12 protein-coding genes are annotated in these 15,851 nt (G+C 61.4%); 11 read left to right on the forward strand and 1 reads right to left on the reverse strand.

From position 1 onward, the window contains the following. Positions 1–337 precede the first annotated feature (337 nt). Genes B9N88_RS28375 through B9N88_RS28420 form a run of 10 tightly spaced genes read left to right on the forward strand, consistent with a single transcriptional unit; the run spans position 338 to position 10,394 of the window. Positions 338–931, forward strand: coding sequence for a transposase (locus B9N88_RS28375; RefSeq protein ID WP_027607535.1), 594 nt, complete (start codon positions 338–340; stop codon positions 929–931). 59 nt (positions 932–990) lie between these two features. After that, positions 991–2,580 (forward strand): ShlB/FhaC/HecB family hemolysin secretion/activation protein, encoded by a 1,590-nt coding sequence (locus B9N88_RS28380; protein ID WP_027607534.1) that lies wholly within the window; start codon positions 991–993, stop codon positions 2,578–2,580. A 24-nt stretch (positions 2,581–2,604) separates the two neighbouring features. Continuing rightward, positions 2,605–4,404 carry a DUF2341 domain-containing protein gene (locus B9N88_RS28385; RefSeq protein WP_027607533.1) on the forward strand — a complete coding sequence of 600 codons (1,800 nt, stop codon included), beginning with the start codon at positions 2,605–2,607 and terminating at the stop codon, positions 4,402–4,404. Between the two features lie 11 nt (positions 4,405–4,415). Beyond that, positions 4,416–4,841, forward strand: coding sequence for an ExbD/TolR family protein (locus tag B9N88_RS28390; RefSeq protein WP_010211136.1), 426 nt, complete (start codon positions 4,416–4,418; stop codon positions 4,839–4,841). Between the two features lie 3 nt (positions 4,842–4,844). Then, positions 4,845–5,549, forward strand: a complete 705-nt coding sequence (locus B9N88_RS28395) for an energy transducer TonB family protein (RefSeq protein WP_027607532.1) — start codon at positions 4,845–4,847, stop codon at positions 5,547–5,549. Between the two features lie 47 nt (positions 5,550–5,596). Beyond that, entirely contained in the window at positions 5,597–7,297 is a 1,701-nt protein-coding gene (locus B9N88_RS28400) for a putative porin (protein ID WP_027607531.1), read from the forward strand. 18 nt (positions 7,298–7,315) lie between these two features. After that, the gene (locus tag B9N88_RS28405) at positions 7,316–7,942 is read left to right on the forward strand and encodes a hypothetical protein (protein WP_027607530.1); all 627 of its coding nucleotides are present in this window, start codon (positions 7,316–7,318) and stop codon (positions 7,940–7,942) included. Between the two features lie 20 nt (positions 7,943–7,962). Continuing rightward, complete coding sequence (locus B9N88_RS28410; RefSeq protein WP_043293764.1) at positions 7,963–8,424, forward strand: YbjN domain-containing protein; 462 nt, start codon at positions 7,963–7,965, stop codon at positions 8,422–8,424. Then, positions 8,421–9,362, forward strand: a complete 942-nt coding sequence (locus tag B9N88_RS28415) for a peptidylprolyl isomerase (protein ID WP_027607528.1) — start codon at positions 8,421–8,423, stop codon at positions 9,360–9,362. The genes B9N88_RS28410 and B9N88_RS28415 overlap by 4 nt, the downstream gene beginning before the upstream one ends. Before the next feature lie 51 nt (positions 9,363–9,413). Next, positions 9,414–10,394, forward strand: coding sequence for a LysR family transcriptional regulator (locus B9N88_RS28420; protein WP_027607527.1), 981 nt, complete (start codon positions 9,414–9,416; stop codon positions 10,392–10,394). A gap of 27 nt (positions 10,395–10,421) precedes the next feature. Here B9N88_RS28420 and B9N88_RS28425 read toward each other — a convergent pair whose 3' ends face one another. Further along, positions 10,422–15,107, reverse strand: coding sequence for a dermonecrotic toxin domain-containing protein (locus B9N88_RS28425; protein ID WP_133822157.1), 4,686 nt, complete (start codon positions 15,105–15,107; stop codon positions 10,422–10,424). A 158-nt stretch (positions 15,108–15,265) separates the two neighbouring features. Between B9N88_RS28425 and B9N88_RS28430 the strand changes: the two genes are divergently transcribed. Beyond that, positions 15,266–15,820, forward strand: coding sequence for a histidine phosphatase family protein (locus B9N88_RS28430; protein WP_027607525.1), 555 nt, complete (start codon positions 15,266–15,268; stop codon positions 15,818–15,820). Positions 15,821–15,851 lie beyond the last annotated feature (31 nt).

A 15,851-nucleotide genomic window follows, 5' to 3' on the forward strand; every position in this document is an offset into this window, starting at 1 on the left:
AGACCGAGGTCCATCTGATATATGGAGATCCAAATGTGGGAGGGGGCTTGCCCCCGATGAGGGAGTGTCAGTTGATGGATTTGGTACTGACCCACTGCAATCGGGGGCAAGCCCCCTCCCACATTTACCCAGTACACCAGACCCAACTCCGGTCGGCTCCAGGGCCGCACATGCCGACCCGGAAAAATTGCCCCCCTCACAATCCCAAATGAAGCTTTCATGACAAAAGTTCGGTAGCTCATCGCCACTTCCGTCTTGCCTATGTAACGCGCTGGAGGCCGCCACGAGCCGCCTCCCCAGCCGTCAGCGGGACGCCAGGAGTGGGGCAATGGGAACTATGGAACGTTACTCGAAAGTTGGCATGCAGGAGCTCGACCAGCGCCTGTCGAAGATCGTCGAGGCTGCGCGCAAGAAGCCGGTTTCGGTGTACCGCTACGGCGCGCCGTGGGTGTGGATCGTCTCCCAGGACGACTGGCAGGGCGCCTTGAAGGAAGTGTCCAGCTACATCCCGGCGGGGCATTCGCTGGTGTTGTTGCGCCCGCAGATCGACGAGGTGCTCGAGCAGCATCGCGACCTGCTCCAGGCCGCGCCGGGCATGGCGATCGCGCCGCAGACCGTGGTGCAGATCCTGCTGCTGCAACTGCTGTATTCGGTGCCCAGCGAACAGCAGCTGCACGAGCAACTGAACTACAACCTGCTGTTCCGCTGGTTCGTCGGCCTGGAGCTGAACCAGAAGGTGTGGAGCATCCACGCTTTGCAGCGCGACATCGCCAGCCTGTTGAACAACCCGCAGGCCGTGCAGTTGATCCAGACCATCATCGGTGACGTGTTCTGTGGCGCCTTGCTGCACATGCCGGAGTTCTCTCTGAACTTCGCCTTGCTGCACACCTGGCTGGCGCGGCACAGCCATCTTTCGACCAGCAGCAATTGAGCAGGCCAGACGCCGTGCAATCGGCGACGGCGCAAAATCTTAGACAGTTAGGGGGCGGTGTGGAGCATCTGTTCAAATCAACGCTGGCGTTGTGCTGCCTGACGCTGGGCGTCCTGGCGCAAGCGGTGTGGGCCGAGGAGGGCGATGAGGCCCCGGCGCGCAAGGTGGACGTCAACGAGTACTTCGTGCGCGGCAATACCGTGCTCGATGCGGCGACGATCGAGGAGGCGGTGTACCCGTTCCTTGGCCCGCAAAAGACCCTGGACGATATCGAAGGCGCGCGCGATGCGTTGCAGAAGATCTACCAGGCGCGTGGCTACCAGTCGGTGTTTGTCGAGCTGCCGGAACAGAAGGTCGATGACGGCATCGTCTATCTGCAGGTCAGCGAAACCAAGGTCGGCCGCGTGCGTGTGGTCGGCGCCAAGCACTACTCGCCGGTGGAGATCCGCGAGGAAGTGCCGGGGCTCAAGGAAGGCGCGGTGCCGGATTTCACCACGGTGCAAACCCAGCTGGCCGGGCTCAACCGCAGTGCCGGCCGGCAGGTCACGCCACTGGTCCGCGAAGGCCAGCGCCCGGGCACCATGGACGTGGATCTGCAGGTCGAAGACCAGAACCCCTGGCACGCCAGCCTCGGCCTGAACAACGACTACAGCGCCGACACCGAAAAGCTGCGCTCGGTCGCCACCCTGGGCTACGACAACCTCTGGCAACTGGGCCACAGCATTTCCCTGACCTACTTCACCGCGCCCCAGGACACCGAGAATGCCAAGGTCTGGTCGGGCTCCTACAGTGCGCCGCTGAACGAACGCTGGACCTTGCAGTTCTCCGGTTACCAGTCCGACAGCAACATCGCCACCATCGGCGGCAGCAACGTGTTGGGCAAGGGCCATTCCTACGGCGTATCCGCCATCTACAGCTTGCCGGCGGCGGGCAACTGGGCCAATTCGTTTTCGTTCGGTGTGGACTTCAAGGATTTCGACGAGCAGATGAAGTTCGGCGCCAGCAGCGACCAGGTGCCGCTCAAGTACGCGCCGTTCACCCTGGGCTACAACGGCTATCGCTACACCGAGCAATCCCAGCTGGGGCTGGGCTTGAACCTGGTGGTCGGCACCCGTGCATTTTTTGGCTACGGCAGCGACGCCGAGGAGTTCGATTACAAGCGCTACAAGGCCAGTGCCAGTTTCGCCGTGCTCAAGGGCGACCTGAATTACACCTACACCTTCGCCAACGATTGGCAGTCGGCCTCCAAGGGCGCTTTCCAGCTGGCCTCCGGGCCGCTGGTGTCCAACGAGCAGTATTCCGCCGGCGGCGCCACCTCGGTGCGTGGCTACCTGGCGGCCGAGCGCACCGGGGACGAGGGCTATTTGCTCTCCCAGGAACTGCGCACGCCGTCCCTGGCCAAGTTCCTCGGCAGTTATGTGCAGGAGTGGCGCTTCTATGCGTTCGCCGAAGGCGCGCGCATGCGCCTGCACGACCCGCTGCCCGAGCAGGAAGACGAATACAGCCTGGCCAGTGTCGGCCTGGGCACCCGCGCCAGTTTGAGCAAGTGGTTGTCCGGCAGCCTGGATTGGGGTTACCCGCTGCTCGATGGACCGAACACCCAGAAACAGGACTCGCGACTGCACTTCAGTGTGCAGGCGACTTTCTGACTTTTTCTTCCGGAGACTTCACCCATGCAACGCCTATTCCTGAGCCTGTTGATCTGCCTGGGCTTCGCGCTCCCGGCCACTGCCCACGCCTGGTGGCAGGACGATTGGCACTACCGCAAACAGATTTCGGTGGACACCACCGCCCAGGGCGCCGCGATCAGCCAGGCCCTGGGCCGCACCGCGTTGCTGGTGCGCCTGCACACCGGCAACTTCACCTTTGACGGGGTCAAGGACGACGGCGCCGACCTGCGCTTTGTGAGTGCCGATGACAAGACCGTGTTCAATCACCAGATCGAAAGCTTCGACCCGTTGATGGGCATGGCGTTGATCTGGGTCGATGTGCCCAAGGTCGAAGGCGGCCAGCGCCAGGACTTCTGGATGTACTACGGCAACCAGAAGGCCCCGGCCACCGCCAATGGCCAGCTGACGTTCGATCCGAATTACACCGCGCTCTATCACTTCGATGGCGCCAACGCGACGCCGCCACGGGACACCACGGCCTACGCCAACACCGCGTTGAACGCCACCGGCGCGAGCATCGACGGCGTGATCGGCCGCGCCTTGCAGTTCGGCGGCCAGCCGCTGCTGTTGCCGGCCAGCCCGTCGCTGCAACACGCCGCCGGCGCTGCCTTCACGTTCAGCGCCTGGCTGCGCCTGGACCAGGCCAGCGGTGAGCAAATCGTGCTGGCCCGACGTGACGGTGCCCACAGCCTGTTGCTGGGCCTGAACCAGGGCTCGCCGTTTGTGGAGATCGACGGCCAGCGCGCGGTGTCGACCCAACCGCTGAACCCGGGCCAATGGCAGCACCTGGCTTTCACCGCCGAGGGCGACAAGGTCACGCTGTATGTGAATGGCCGTGAAAGCGCCACGCTCGCCGTGGCCATGCCTGGGTTCAACACGCAGCTGGCGGTCGGCGCCGACCTGCCGGAAGCCGGCAGCACGCACCTGCCGTTCGCCGGGGCCATGGATGAGCTGCGCCTGTCCAAGGTGGCGCGCCCGGCTGCGCTGTTGCTGGCTGACGCGAGCGCCCAGGGCGCCGAGTCGAAACTGGTGGCCTACGGCGTGGATGAAGAACAGTCCGGCTTCGGCTTCGGCAGCCTGGGCTTTTTGCTCAACGCCGTACCGGTGGACGCCTGGGTGATCATCCTGGTGCTGGTGGCGATGATGTTCCAGTCGTGGGTCATCATGCTGCGCAAGAACCGTCAGGTCGGCCGCCTCAGCAGTGCCAACGAAGTGTTCCGCGAGCACTTCGCCCAGATCGGCACGCGCCTGGAGATGTATGCCGACGACGCGCAGTTGGCTGAGCGCCTGAGCCACTCTTCGCTGTGGCGCCTGTACCTGGTGGCGGTCAAGGAGATCCGTACCCGGCGTGCCCAGGGCGCCGACACCTCGTCGGTGTCGGCGGCCACCATCGAAGCGATCCGCTGCTCCATGGACGGCGTGCGCACCCGTGAGAACCAGGCCCTGAGTTCCAAATTGTCGACCCTGTCCAACGCCATCGCCGGCGGCCCGTATATCGGCCTGCTCGGTACGGTGCTGGGGATCATGGTGGTGTTCCTCGGCACGGCCATGGCCGGCGACGTGAACATCAACGCCATCGCTCCGGGCATGGCGGCGGCCTTGCTGGCCACGGCCATGGGCCTGTTCGTCGCGATCCCCGCGTTGTTTGGCTACAACCGCCTGATCACGCGCAACAAGGAAGTCAGCGCCGACATGCGCGTGTTCGTCGACGAGTTCATCACCCGCCTGGCGGAGATGCACGGCGAGAGCCAGCACAGTGAAACCGCGCACCGCCGCGACCATCACGCATCGGTTCCGGCCTGAGGAGAATCGCCATGGCTTCCGTAAATGCCTCCCACGACGATGACGATGATGCCGCCGTCGACAGCATCAACATCACGCCCCTGGTGGACGTGCTGATGGTGGTGCTGGTGATGTTTATCCTCACCGCCACCGCCCAGGTCTCGGGGATCCAGATCCACCTGCCCAAGGCCAGCGCCTCGGTGTCGCTGTCGGAGGCCAAGACCAAGGCCATCTCCGTGAATGACGGAGGCCAGGTGTTCCTCGACGCGTACCCGGTGACCCTCGGCGAACTGGAGGAGCGCCTGCGCATCGAGAAAGCGCTGAACCCGGACTTCCCGGTGATCGTGCGCGGCGATGCGATGGTGCAGTACCAGAAAGTCATCGAGGTGCTCGACCTGTTGCGCCGGCTGGAGCTGTCCCAGGTCGGGCTGGTCACCGGCAAACCGAGCCAGGGCTGAGTGATGACCGCACAGATCCCGATCGCGCCATTGCCGGTGAAGAACAAACCGCCGTTGCGCCCGTTGAAGTGGGGCGCCGGCCTGTTGCTGGGCGCCGTGGCGGCCTGGTTTCTCTGGCAGTGGGCCAATGACATGAGTGGCGTACGCCGTGAAGCGCCGAAGGTGCCGACGATTATTCCGTTGCCGCCACCGCCGCCGCCACCCCCGGAAAAACCCAAGGAACCCGAGCCCCAGGTTGAAGAGAAGGTCCCGGAACCGGTGCCCAGTCCCGAACCCGAAGAGGTCAAGCCGGCCGAGGAAGCACCGCCTTCACCGAATGAAGACCTGGCCAACCCGATGCAGATCGACGGGGATGCGCAGTCCGGTAACGACGGCTTCAACATCGGCGCCGGCAAGGGCGGCGGCATGGCCGGCAGTGGCGGCGGCGGGCTGGGGACCGGCACGTACAAGCAGTACCTGGCCGGTACCTATCAACGGCTGATGCGTGAAGACCCGGAGCTGCGCAAGAAGGCCTTTGCGATACAGATCGACCTGTGGCTGGGCACCGACGGCCAGGTGACGAAGGCGCTGGTGGCCAAGTCCAGCGGGGATGCCGACACCGACGCCCAGATGCTGGCGCTGATCCGTGCGCCTCGCGCCACCCAGAAACCTCCGGCGTCGCTGACGCTGCCCATGCGCCTGTCCCTCAAGGGCCGGCGCCCGGATTGATTGCACGAAACCTCTTACCTACGGTTTTTTACAGGAGTTGCGTACACATGATTTCCCCCGTGAATCGACTGACCCTGGCGGTTGGCATGGTCATCGCGACCCTGGTCGGGCAGGCGGCGGCCGCCCCGGTTGCGCCTTCGGAAAACGTCACCATCAACCTGATTCGCCTGCTGGTGCAGCAGGGTGTGCTGACCCAGGACACCGCCAATGGGCTGATCGCCCAGGCCGAAAAAGAAGCCCAGCAGGCCCGCCAGGCCAACGCTGCGCCGGTGGTCGCCAGTGGCCCGGCGACCGCGCCCGGCGATGTGCGCGTGCAGTACGTGCCGCAGGCGGTGCGCGACCAGATCCGTGACCAGGTCAAGGCCGAAGTCATGTCCACCGCCAAGAAGGAAAACTGGGCGCAGCCCAATACCTTCCCCGACTGGATCTCGCGCATCAGCTTTGATGGCGATATTCGTCTGCGCGACGAGTCGCGCTACTTCTCGGGCAATAACAGCAACAACATCACCGATTTTGCCAAGCTCAATGACACCGGCCCGTACGACGTCAACAAGAACTCCAACACCAAGTTCCCACCGCTGATCAACACCCGCGAGGACCGCGAGAACCTGTTCCGCCTGCGGGCACGCCTGGGCATGAAAGCGGTGATCTCGCCGGAATGGACCGCCGGCATTCGTATCGCCACCGGCTCCGACAATAACCCGGTGTCCACCACCCAGACCCTGGGCGGCGGCTTTGGCAAAAAGGACATCTGGCTCGACCAGGGTTACCTGAGCTGGAAAACCACCGACTACATGACGTTGACCGCCGGGCGCATCGGCAACCCGTTCTATTCCACCGACATGATGTATTCCAACGACCTCAACTTCGACGGCGTGGCGGCGATCTTCAACCATAGCCTCAACAGCGAGTGGGGCCTGTTCGGTACCCTTGGCGCCTTCCCGGTGGAGTACACCTCCGACACCGCCAGCACCAATGGTATCGACAAGGAAGACAGCGACACCAAATGGCTGTTTGGCGGGCAGATCGGCGCGGATTGGAAGATCAACCGCAGCAACCGCCTCAAACTCGCCGCGGCTTATTACCAGTTCCAGGACATCGAAGGCGAGCGCTCCAGCCCTTGCTCCACCTGGCAGGGCGCGGCAGGTTGCGACACCGACGGCACGCGCGTGGCCTTCATGCAGAAAGGCAACACGGTGTTCAACCTGCGCAACAACACCACCAACCCGGCGGATCCTGCGCGCACACCCGACCCGCAGTACGTAGGCCTGGCGTCCAAGTTCGATGTGCTGGACCTCAACCTGGTCTGGGACAGCGAACTGCCCAGCGACTTCAAGCTGCGCAGCCAGGCCAACTTCATTCACAACCTGGCCTACGACAAGGGCGAGATGCTCAAGCGCAGCGAAGGCGAGATCGTCAACAACATCAACAGCAACGGCCAGTTTGAAAGTGGCGGTAATGCGCTGATGGTCTCGTTCACCCTCGGCAGCGCCCTGGAGATGCGCAAGCGCGGCGACTGGAACCTGTTGGCCGGCTACAAGTACATCCAGCCCGACGCCTTGCCCGACGGCTTCAACGACTCGTCGTTCCACCTGGGCGGCACCAACGCCAAGGGCTATTTCATTGGCGGCAACTACGGTATCGACAAGAACATCTACGCCAGTGCGCGTTGGTTGAGCGCCTCCGAAGTGTATGGCCAGCCGTTCGAAGTCGATGTGATGCAACTGGAACTCAACACGCGCTTTTGATGCGCAGGGAGATGCCACATGAACACACGAATCTGCGCGCTGTTACTGCTGCTGGTGAGCACCGGCGCGTCGGCCGAAGGCATGGAGGAGCGCCTGCGTACGCAACTGCGCAGCACCACCCAGCAATTGCAGGCGCTGCAAAGCGAACAGGCCCAGGCCAGTGCCGCACGGCTGGCCGCCGAAAACCAGGCCAAACAGGCCCAGGCGCAAATCAAGCAATTGACCGCTGAGCTGGAAAAGGCCCGTGGCACCGCCGAGCAACTGGCCGGCCAGCAACAGAGCCTGCACAGCCAGGCGCAGGCCCAGGTGGCGGCGAGCAACGAGCAGATCGGCAAGTTCAAGAAGGCCTATGACGAACTGCTGGTGCTGGCCAAGGGCAAGGAAGCCGAGCGCGCGCGCCTGCAGGCGGCCTTAAGCGAACGTGACACACAAGTGCAGCAATGTTCAGTCAAGAATCAACAGATGTACGGCGTGGCCCAGCAACTGCTCGCGGCCTACGAAAAAATCGATGTGGCCGAGGTGATGAGCATTCGCCAGCCGTTCGCCAGCAGCGCACGGGTCAAGTTCGAGGAACTGGCCCAGGGTTTTGGCGACGATCTGTACAAGAGCCGTTTTGATGCGCCCCAGGCAGCCGCCAATCACTGATAGACAAGGAAGAGATCACCATGAGCGAATTGATCACCAGCGTCACCGTCCAGAGCCTCACCGACCTGTTGCAGGACGCCGGCTACCGGGTTAACCAGAGCGAACAGAACGGCATCGTTCAGTTGCTCAGCGCCAGCCAGGGCATCGGCTTTGCCGTGCGCTTCGGCAACCCGGCGGCGGAGCAGGGCAGCTATGTTGACTTCACCTACAGCTGCGCGCTGCGGGTACAGGGCGAGTTGCCCGAAGGCCTGGCCCCGGTATGGAACGCCTCGCGGCGCTTTGCGCGGTTGTCGGTGCAGGGCGAGTTCCTGTTGATGGAAATGGACGTGGTGGTGGCCGGGGTTGGCGTCACGCACCTGCGCAGCCAGTTGGAATTGTGGGATCGCCTGTTGCAGGAGTTTATCGTCTACCTGCGTGAGTACAGCCAGCAGGCCGCGCAGTTGCAGGCTGCCGCGGTGGGTGAAGAGGTGGCGGTGCTGTGAAAAAGCCAACCCTGATGCTCGGCGCGGGGGCGCTGGCTGTGCTGGTGGTGGCCGTGGCGTTGAGCCTGCGACCGGGCAGCGACCCGGTGGCGGCGCAGCAATCGGCGCCGGTGATCACTCCCGCGCCTAGCGGGCCAGCGGTGGCGCGCCTGGGCAACCAGCAGATCGACCTGGCGGAGCTGAAAAGCGTGCTGGCCAGCCTGCCGGCCGAATCCCGCGAGCAATTGCGCGGCAACCGTGGCGCCCTGGAAACCTGGATTCGCTCGAGGCTGGCGCAAAAAGCCGTGCTTGAACAGGCCGATGCCCAGGGCTGGCGCCAGCGCCCGGAGGTGGAGCAGCAGACCCGCGCCGCCGCCGAGCAGATCGTGTTTCGCGACTACATGCTCTCGGTCAGCCAGGTACCGGCCGACTACCCCAGCGCCGCCGAGTTGCAACAGGCCTACGACAGCGGCAAGGCGCAATGGGTGACGCCGCCGTTGTACCAGGTGAGCCAGATTTTCCTCGCGGTGAATGACCCGCAAAACCTCGACGCCGTACGACGCCAGGCCCAGGAACTGAGCCGCAAGGCCCAGGCCGCGCCGGCTGATTTTGCCGCCCTGGCCACGCAGTTTTCCCAGGACCCCGACAGCGCCGCGCGCGGCGGCGATTCGGGGATGCAGCCGTTGCAGCAACTGGTGCCGGAGGTGCGCGGCGCGGTGGCGCGGCTCAAGGTCGGTGCGGTCTCGGACGTGGTGCAGAGCCCGGCCGGGTTTCATGTGCTCAAGCTCATCGGCCAGCAGCCGGCGCGCACCGCCACCCTGGACGAGCTGCGTGAACGCCTGACCCAGGCCCTGCGCGCCCAGCGCCAGGAACAGATCGCCAAGGCCTACCTGGAAGGCATGCTCAACACCGCGACCTTGAGTATCGACGGCGCCGAGTTGAACAAAGTGCTGGAGTAACACGCCTCAACCCGCATTGGATGCACAGACCAACCAGACAGGGAGTCTCCCATGGCATTTCTCGAACCGTCTGCCCCACAGGGGCCCACTGCTTACCGTGCACCTACCGAGCCACGCAGTGCCTGGCTGGCCCTGGCCAGCGAGATCGACCCGGAGGTGGCCCGCTACTTTCTGGTGAGTGCGCGCTGCGGCTGTTTCATGCAGGCCGCGCGCAGCCTGAATATCAAGGCAACCCTGTTGCGCAAGCGCCTGGCCCAGCTGGAAGAACACCTGCGCCATGCGCTGTTCAGCTACCAGGGCAACGGCCTGGTGCTCAGCCGCGACGGCCAGCAGTTGCAGGCCCAACTGATCGCCCTGGCCCATGAACGGCGCCTGCCGGTACTGGAACAGCCGCTGATTCGCCTGGCGGTGGCCGAGCCGATCCTGCACGACATCCTCGGCCGCGACCTGATCGCCTTGCTGCGCCGCAATGCCAGCGTGCGCCTGGAGATCATCTCCCTCGACAGCCACCTGTCCCTGCAAGCGGTGGACGTGGATGTGGTGCTGTGGCTGGCGGACACCGACGGTCCGGTGCCCGGCCCGAGCTTCGTCACCGAACCGCCGCGGGCGCTGGCGCGATTGCGGTACCTGCCGCATATCGCCAAGCGCTATTCACGCCTGACCACGCGCCCGGACAGCGTGGAAGACCTGGCTGACTACATGCTGGTGCAATGGCAGCCGGACGCCCAGGTCGAGGCCCTGCAGCCGTGGAACCAGGTGGTGCAACAGCGCCTGGCGGCGGTGGTGCAGGTGCATGCCTATTCGCTGATGCTGGAGATGATCCGCTGCGGCGCCTGCATCGGTTTGCTGCCGCACTACATGAGCAGCTTCGACCGGGGGCTGGTGGCGTTGCCGGGGTTGTTGGCCGAGGACAGCATGCAGCGCCAGGTGTGGCTGGCGGTGAATGCGCAGGTGCGCCACCCCGAGGCGGTGCAGATGATCGTCGAGTTGATCATCAGCACCTTTGAGGGGCGGCGGGAGTGGTTTGACTAGCGCAGCAATGCGAGGCTAACGGTGTCGTTAGCTTGCCTTGGTATCAACCTTGAGTGTTTCGAGGTATACCAGTCTGGTTTTACCTTCCTCGACCTTGTAGGTAAAGACAGGATATGACTTCCCATCGAACTCGGGGCCGGCTCGGTTAATGGCTCTCTGAAACTGTGGCTTGGCGGCCTCCCAGGTCTGACCGTTTGAACCATAGAAAACCAGGCCGGCCAGTGCGTCGGGTGGCACGCCCACTGTCTGGATTTCGCTGTTTTCAAGTGGGTTGTCGGGATGCTCGCCTTGTTGGGTTTTCAGTTCCGTCAATAAGTCTTGCATGCCTTTGCGGGCGTTCTCCTGCCCCATGTAACGCGTGTCGGCCTGGATGTTCCCAGAGAAGGCATCTTTTTCATGTATGGCGGTGATGTTGTTCTGGAGTTTTTCCGGAAACGCCAAGATGGCCATGTTTCGCGGCAGGGCTCCAGCGTTGTCACCCATTTTGTAGTAGTTGGGCAGCAAGTCTGCTTGAGCCAGGCTCCATTTGCGCAGCCCTCCATGTCCTCTGTTGGCATCGCCCTGTGCGCGAATGTTGTCAAGGGTCTCACCGGTGTTATGAAACTCCAGATGCGCGTTTCTGAGCTGAAGGGTTCTGATCAGTAATCCGTCTTTTTCGAAGGCTTCAATGACGGGGCGATATTGCGTTCCATCTGTTGCAGTCGAGGTTGTTACTTCGGTGGTGGGCACACGATTGTTTTCAACGACCGTTGTTGGTGGTTCGATGCGGCCTCCTGACACGAAGGCATTGTCAGTTAGTGGCGGTCGCCCACTATTTTCGGGCAGCATGCCGACGGCACTGCTTGAGTTTGAACGTGCAGCAGATCTTGATCCTGCAGCACGATGAAGAAACAGCAACATTGCGAAGTTGACCAACAGATCGGCTGCGGCGGTTAGTTTATCGCCCTTTTTACCTTCTTCTTCATTAGTCAGAGTTTCGAGATCGCCAAGGACGCCGTAAAGCTGCATTGCCATGCCGAGGACGGCAGCGGGTCCGCGAAGAACGGGCAATACTGCGGAGAGGACCATAAATCCACCTTCTTTCAGTGTCGCCCACCGACTTTCCGAATCCGAAACCGTGTGCTGTTCTTGCAACGAGATCATGGCCTTGGCATTGGCCTCGTACAGATAGTTCATCAATTGACCGGATTGCAGTTTTGTTTGCAGGTCATCCATCGCAGTTCCGGCGGTGGCGATCGTCGGCGCATCCGGCTTTCGCAATGCATTGAAGTCACTAAAAAAAACTCGGTTAGCTGGCAGGTGAGGTTCGCTGAACCCTCCATGGCGATAAACCGTGCGGCTGGACTCATCCGGTAGCCAGGCAATAATATCGGTTTGCAACTTTCCGGGCTTCTGGATGGCTTCCATCAATGCCTGCCGCGAAGGAAACTGCAGCAAAGGTGCATCGTTCATCAGTGGGCGATAGAGAATATGAGGGCCTTGGGTGCTGTCCTTGGGTTCGATCAGGAACATATTCTCAACAACGTCAGGGCTGCTGCCGGGCTGACGTACGAACGCCAATGGACGCATTGTGATCTCTTTGCCGTCAACCGTTTTATTGCCTGGCGTGGGATCAAGAATTGCCTGGAGATAGCGAAACCCCATTGCGTTATCGAAGCCGGACTCGCCTTTGGCGGTCAGTTCCAGGGCTTTGATTTTTAATTCAATGGGCACTTGCTGCCCATAACGTTGTTGGCGCTCTGTCTTTTTAGTTGGGTCGTCAAGCAATTCCTTTTTAAGTAACTCAGGATAGTTCTTGCCGACATCGATGCCCGCAATAAGCGTGTCGAAAGCATCTCTATTGCTTAGGGCGGGTATAAGCGCTCCCGTTGTTTTGTTTCGTACTTCTACTTCGGTGAACATGAACTGTGCAAGGTTCTGCATGAACGCTTCGGTGAGGGACATTTTACCGGACTTTTGGCGCACTAACGGGGTTGTAAGGTAGGCAAGATTCGTGGAGTAGTGCACTTCCACATCATCGATATCACAGGTGAAGGGGGGCGGTGAGAGGGCTTTTACTTGGTCCTGTATATACGTGTGGAGGTCAGGGATCCCGCTGTTATAGGTTTGTTCTTTGTTGCGATGCATGTAGCCCGCCAATTCCGTGGTGAGCTCATACAGCATGAAACGGTTGACATCGGTGGTGTTTTTTATCCAGTCGGACACCTTTTCCGCGGCTGCGTCAGAGGGCTGGGAGGAGAGCAGTGCAGGGTAGGTGGTGACTGCATCCGCGTTGTTTCTGTTGATAAGATTGCTTGCCTGGATATAGAACGCATCGGCATCCACTTTGGTCACTTCAGTGCTGAACGTTGCGTTCGGTTGTTGTATTTTCAGGTTCCCTTCCCACGCCTGTTTGGCTGCATTCAACGAGTTGTAGGGGGTCACCTTGCCGCTCGGCTCGCACACCAGCACGAGCGTACGCCCCGGGTACATACGTTCTATGACCAGGTTGGGGGTCAGGGATTGCGGGGTATCGGGGCGGGCATTGTCGGTGCTGGAGAAAGCGAACACGGTTACGGAGCTATCCGCCAATTTGGGGCGTGTCGAGCCGTGGGGGTACCTGGCCACCAGGTCGAGGGTTTCCCGTTGCATGTCATTCAACCCAGGGTGTTTCATACTGGCCAGGAGCAGGTTGCTGCGCATCAGTTCACCGAGCATCAATCGGCGATCTCCGCCGAAAATGGACGCGTCGGCACCGACACCAGGGGCGGGTTCATTGAAAGGTGGCTTGCCCCAATAATCGAGCCTGGCTGCTTGCATGGCTTCGTCCAGCTTGCCTGGCAACTGACTGATAGCCGTTTGCAGCGCCGATCTATCGATGTTCAGCGCGGTGCCCGGCGGATTGCCCGTAAGTGCCTGCGCGTTCGCACGCGTGTCGACAAACTTGCCGTCATGGCTGAACACCGGTGCATCGGCACCGGCAATATGGTTAAGGGCGAGTTCCATAAGGGGTGTTTCCAGGAACTGGCCCGGATTCTGCGGGTCCGGGGCGGCGAAGGCCAACTGCTGGACATCGACGTTCAGAGAGGGAGATGCCGTGCTGATGGCATCCTTTAGCAATCCGGCTACCACTGTTTGACGGTTCGGTTCGCCCCCAAACAGACGCTGTCCGATGATATCCGCTGGCGTTACAGGCTGGGCGGATGGCATGGCCGGCGTAGGTATGGCCGCGTCGATCTGGTTGCGTCTGAACGGCGTTGTGGGAACGGGGAAGCTTGGCGGGGGGAGTCCTTCCGTATGCGCCAGGCGCTGTTTGGCTGCCTGTTGGTGTTCGCGCACAGCAAGGGAGAGTGGGTCGTTTGGAGGATTGTCTTTGTCCAGGGCAGGGAACCCATCGCGAATGAGTGCTGCGCTTTGTTCGAGCCACTGCGGTGAGCCGTAATGCTCGCGGACTCCGTAAAAATCCAGAATGCCCGCCATGGGGAGATTTTCCCTAACGTAGTTATAGTTCTGCAATCTCTGCGAACTGCTACCCCTTATCTCGCGCGCCGCTTTCAAAATGTCATCTTGAATGGGTTTCCAATGTCGATTTTTAACCGGGAAATGGATCCATTTGAAGCTGCCGTCCGAGCTCCTTATCTTGCAAAACAGAGTCCCTTTATTATCGATTTCTACAGTTCTTGGATCTACGCAGTGTGTTTGCATGAACTTCTTGAAAGTATCGCTGGAGAGAGCCTCTTTATAGGCTTGCACTGCCTGCATATAGGATGAATCCTTAGGAAGGTCGGAGACCGTCAATTCAGTCGCTTCGTTCTGGCCGCCTGTGGCTTTGACTCCCACCCATCTGCTGACATCACGGGCAAGTTCCCGGTCGGCCTCCTCGACACGTTGCGAGATTGTCGGCGTGCGGTTGGCATCTGCTACACCCCTGGTTTCGTTGTAGGTCGCCGTGGCGATGGCGTTCTCGACTTCGCCTTGTGCCTTCCTGACGCGCATGAATTGCGGCGCCAACGGACCGTTGTGGGGCATCAGGGATTTGAAGGTGCCGCCCTGGAGGCTGCGGATTGAACTGAGCAGGTTGATCTGACGGCTCGCGGGCTCTTCGCCATAGAAGTTACCCACTACGTCAATCGGGGCACTGTGTTCGCCGGTGTACTGGAACGATTCAACTCGACCGGCAGCCACCTCTTTTGCCGCGGCTGCGACAGCGGCGCTGGCTTCTCGCCAGCCAGGTGTCGCGTGGGAGAAAAGTTGAGTCTTGCCATTGATAGTGCATTCCATCGAGTCCGCATGGGGGAACCACCTGAGGCTGGAAATATCGATGTTGTGGTTCTTGGCATAGCTTGCGAACGGCTCTTGTTTGAGCGCCAGTGTGAAGAGTGCCCAAGCCTGGCCGAAGGTGGAAAACGGTGGAATGTCAGTGACCGTGGGAGGCTGGTCGGCGGTTTTCGGAACAGAACCTTTGCGACTTTCCAGCAGCATCAATGCGGCGCAATACTGGAACGCCATTTCCTTATCGCTCTTGTGCAGCAGTTGCTTGCTTTGTTCCAGGGTGTGTTGAAAATGGGGATCCCTGGGGCTGGGCGGTGGATTCACAGGCCACTGTGTGACGGTTTGAATCAGTGACCGTTTGGTCCTGCCCTGTACTGACGGTTCGCCGTCCTGAGCGCTCGCCGATGATCGGGTTGTGGCTGGCTGTGGTTGTACGGTTACCGGCTGGGACATGATGGTCATAGGATTTTCTCGTAATGGTCAGGGAAAAGACGACACCGTAATCGCGTTTTGTTGCCTGCGACCTGTGGCTTGTAGGGAGTGGCATGTCTAAACTCGGCAGTTCCGCCCATGTGTTTCTGGTGTATACGGAGCCCTATCCCGATGCAGAGCGAGCAGTGATGCAGGCCACCCGCTTGACCCTCATTTGCCACGCCGCCACGCCTGCTCAACAGTACGGGCGTTTTCCCGATAACGAGTCCGTGGCGATGGATTGGCAAGCCGCCGCGCTGTCCCTGGCCGGGCGCTATAAGAAAACCCCGCGCCTGGTGTGTGCGCCCGAGGCACGCGCCAGGCAGACTGCAGGACTGTTCGGCAGTGACGCGGTGATTGAGGATGCCCTGCGCGATGGCGATTTCGGACGATGGAAAGGTGTGGACATTGGTCGCCTGCACGGCGATGAGTTGCAGGCCTGGCTCGCTGACAGCGCCAGCGCGCCCCATGGCGGCGAGTCGGTCGATCAGGTGTGCAGGCGGGTGGCGCAGTGGATGCAAACCCTGGAGGCCCAGCCCGGGCACATCGTGGCCATCACCCATCCCTTTGTCGTCCGCGCCGCGTTGCTGCATGTCATGCAGTGCCCGGTGTCGATGTTCTACCGGATCGACGTCGAGCCGCTGTCCGCCACCGAGCTGCGCTTCAACACGGTGTGGCGCCTGCGCCTGGAAACTCACGCCTGAGGGCGTGAACATGGCAAAATCCACGCCCCGC

This window comes from Pseudomonas sp. LAMO17WK12:I1, assembly GCF_900177315.1.
Lineage (GTDB): Bacteria > Pseudomonadota > Gammaproteobacteria > Pseudomonadales > Pseudomonadaceae > Aquipseudomonas > Aquipseudomonas marginalis.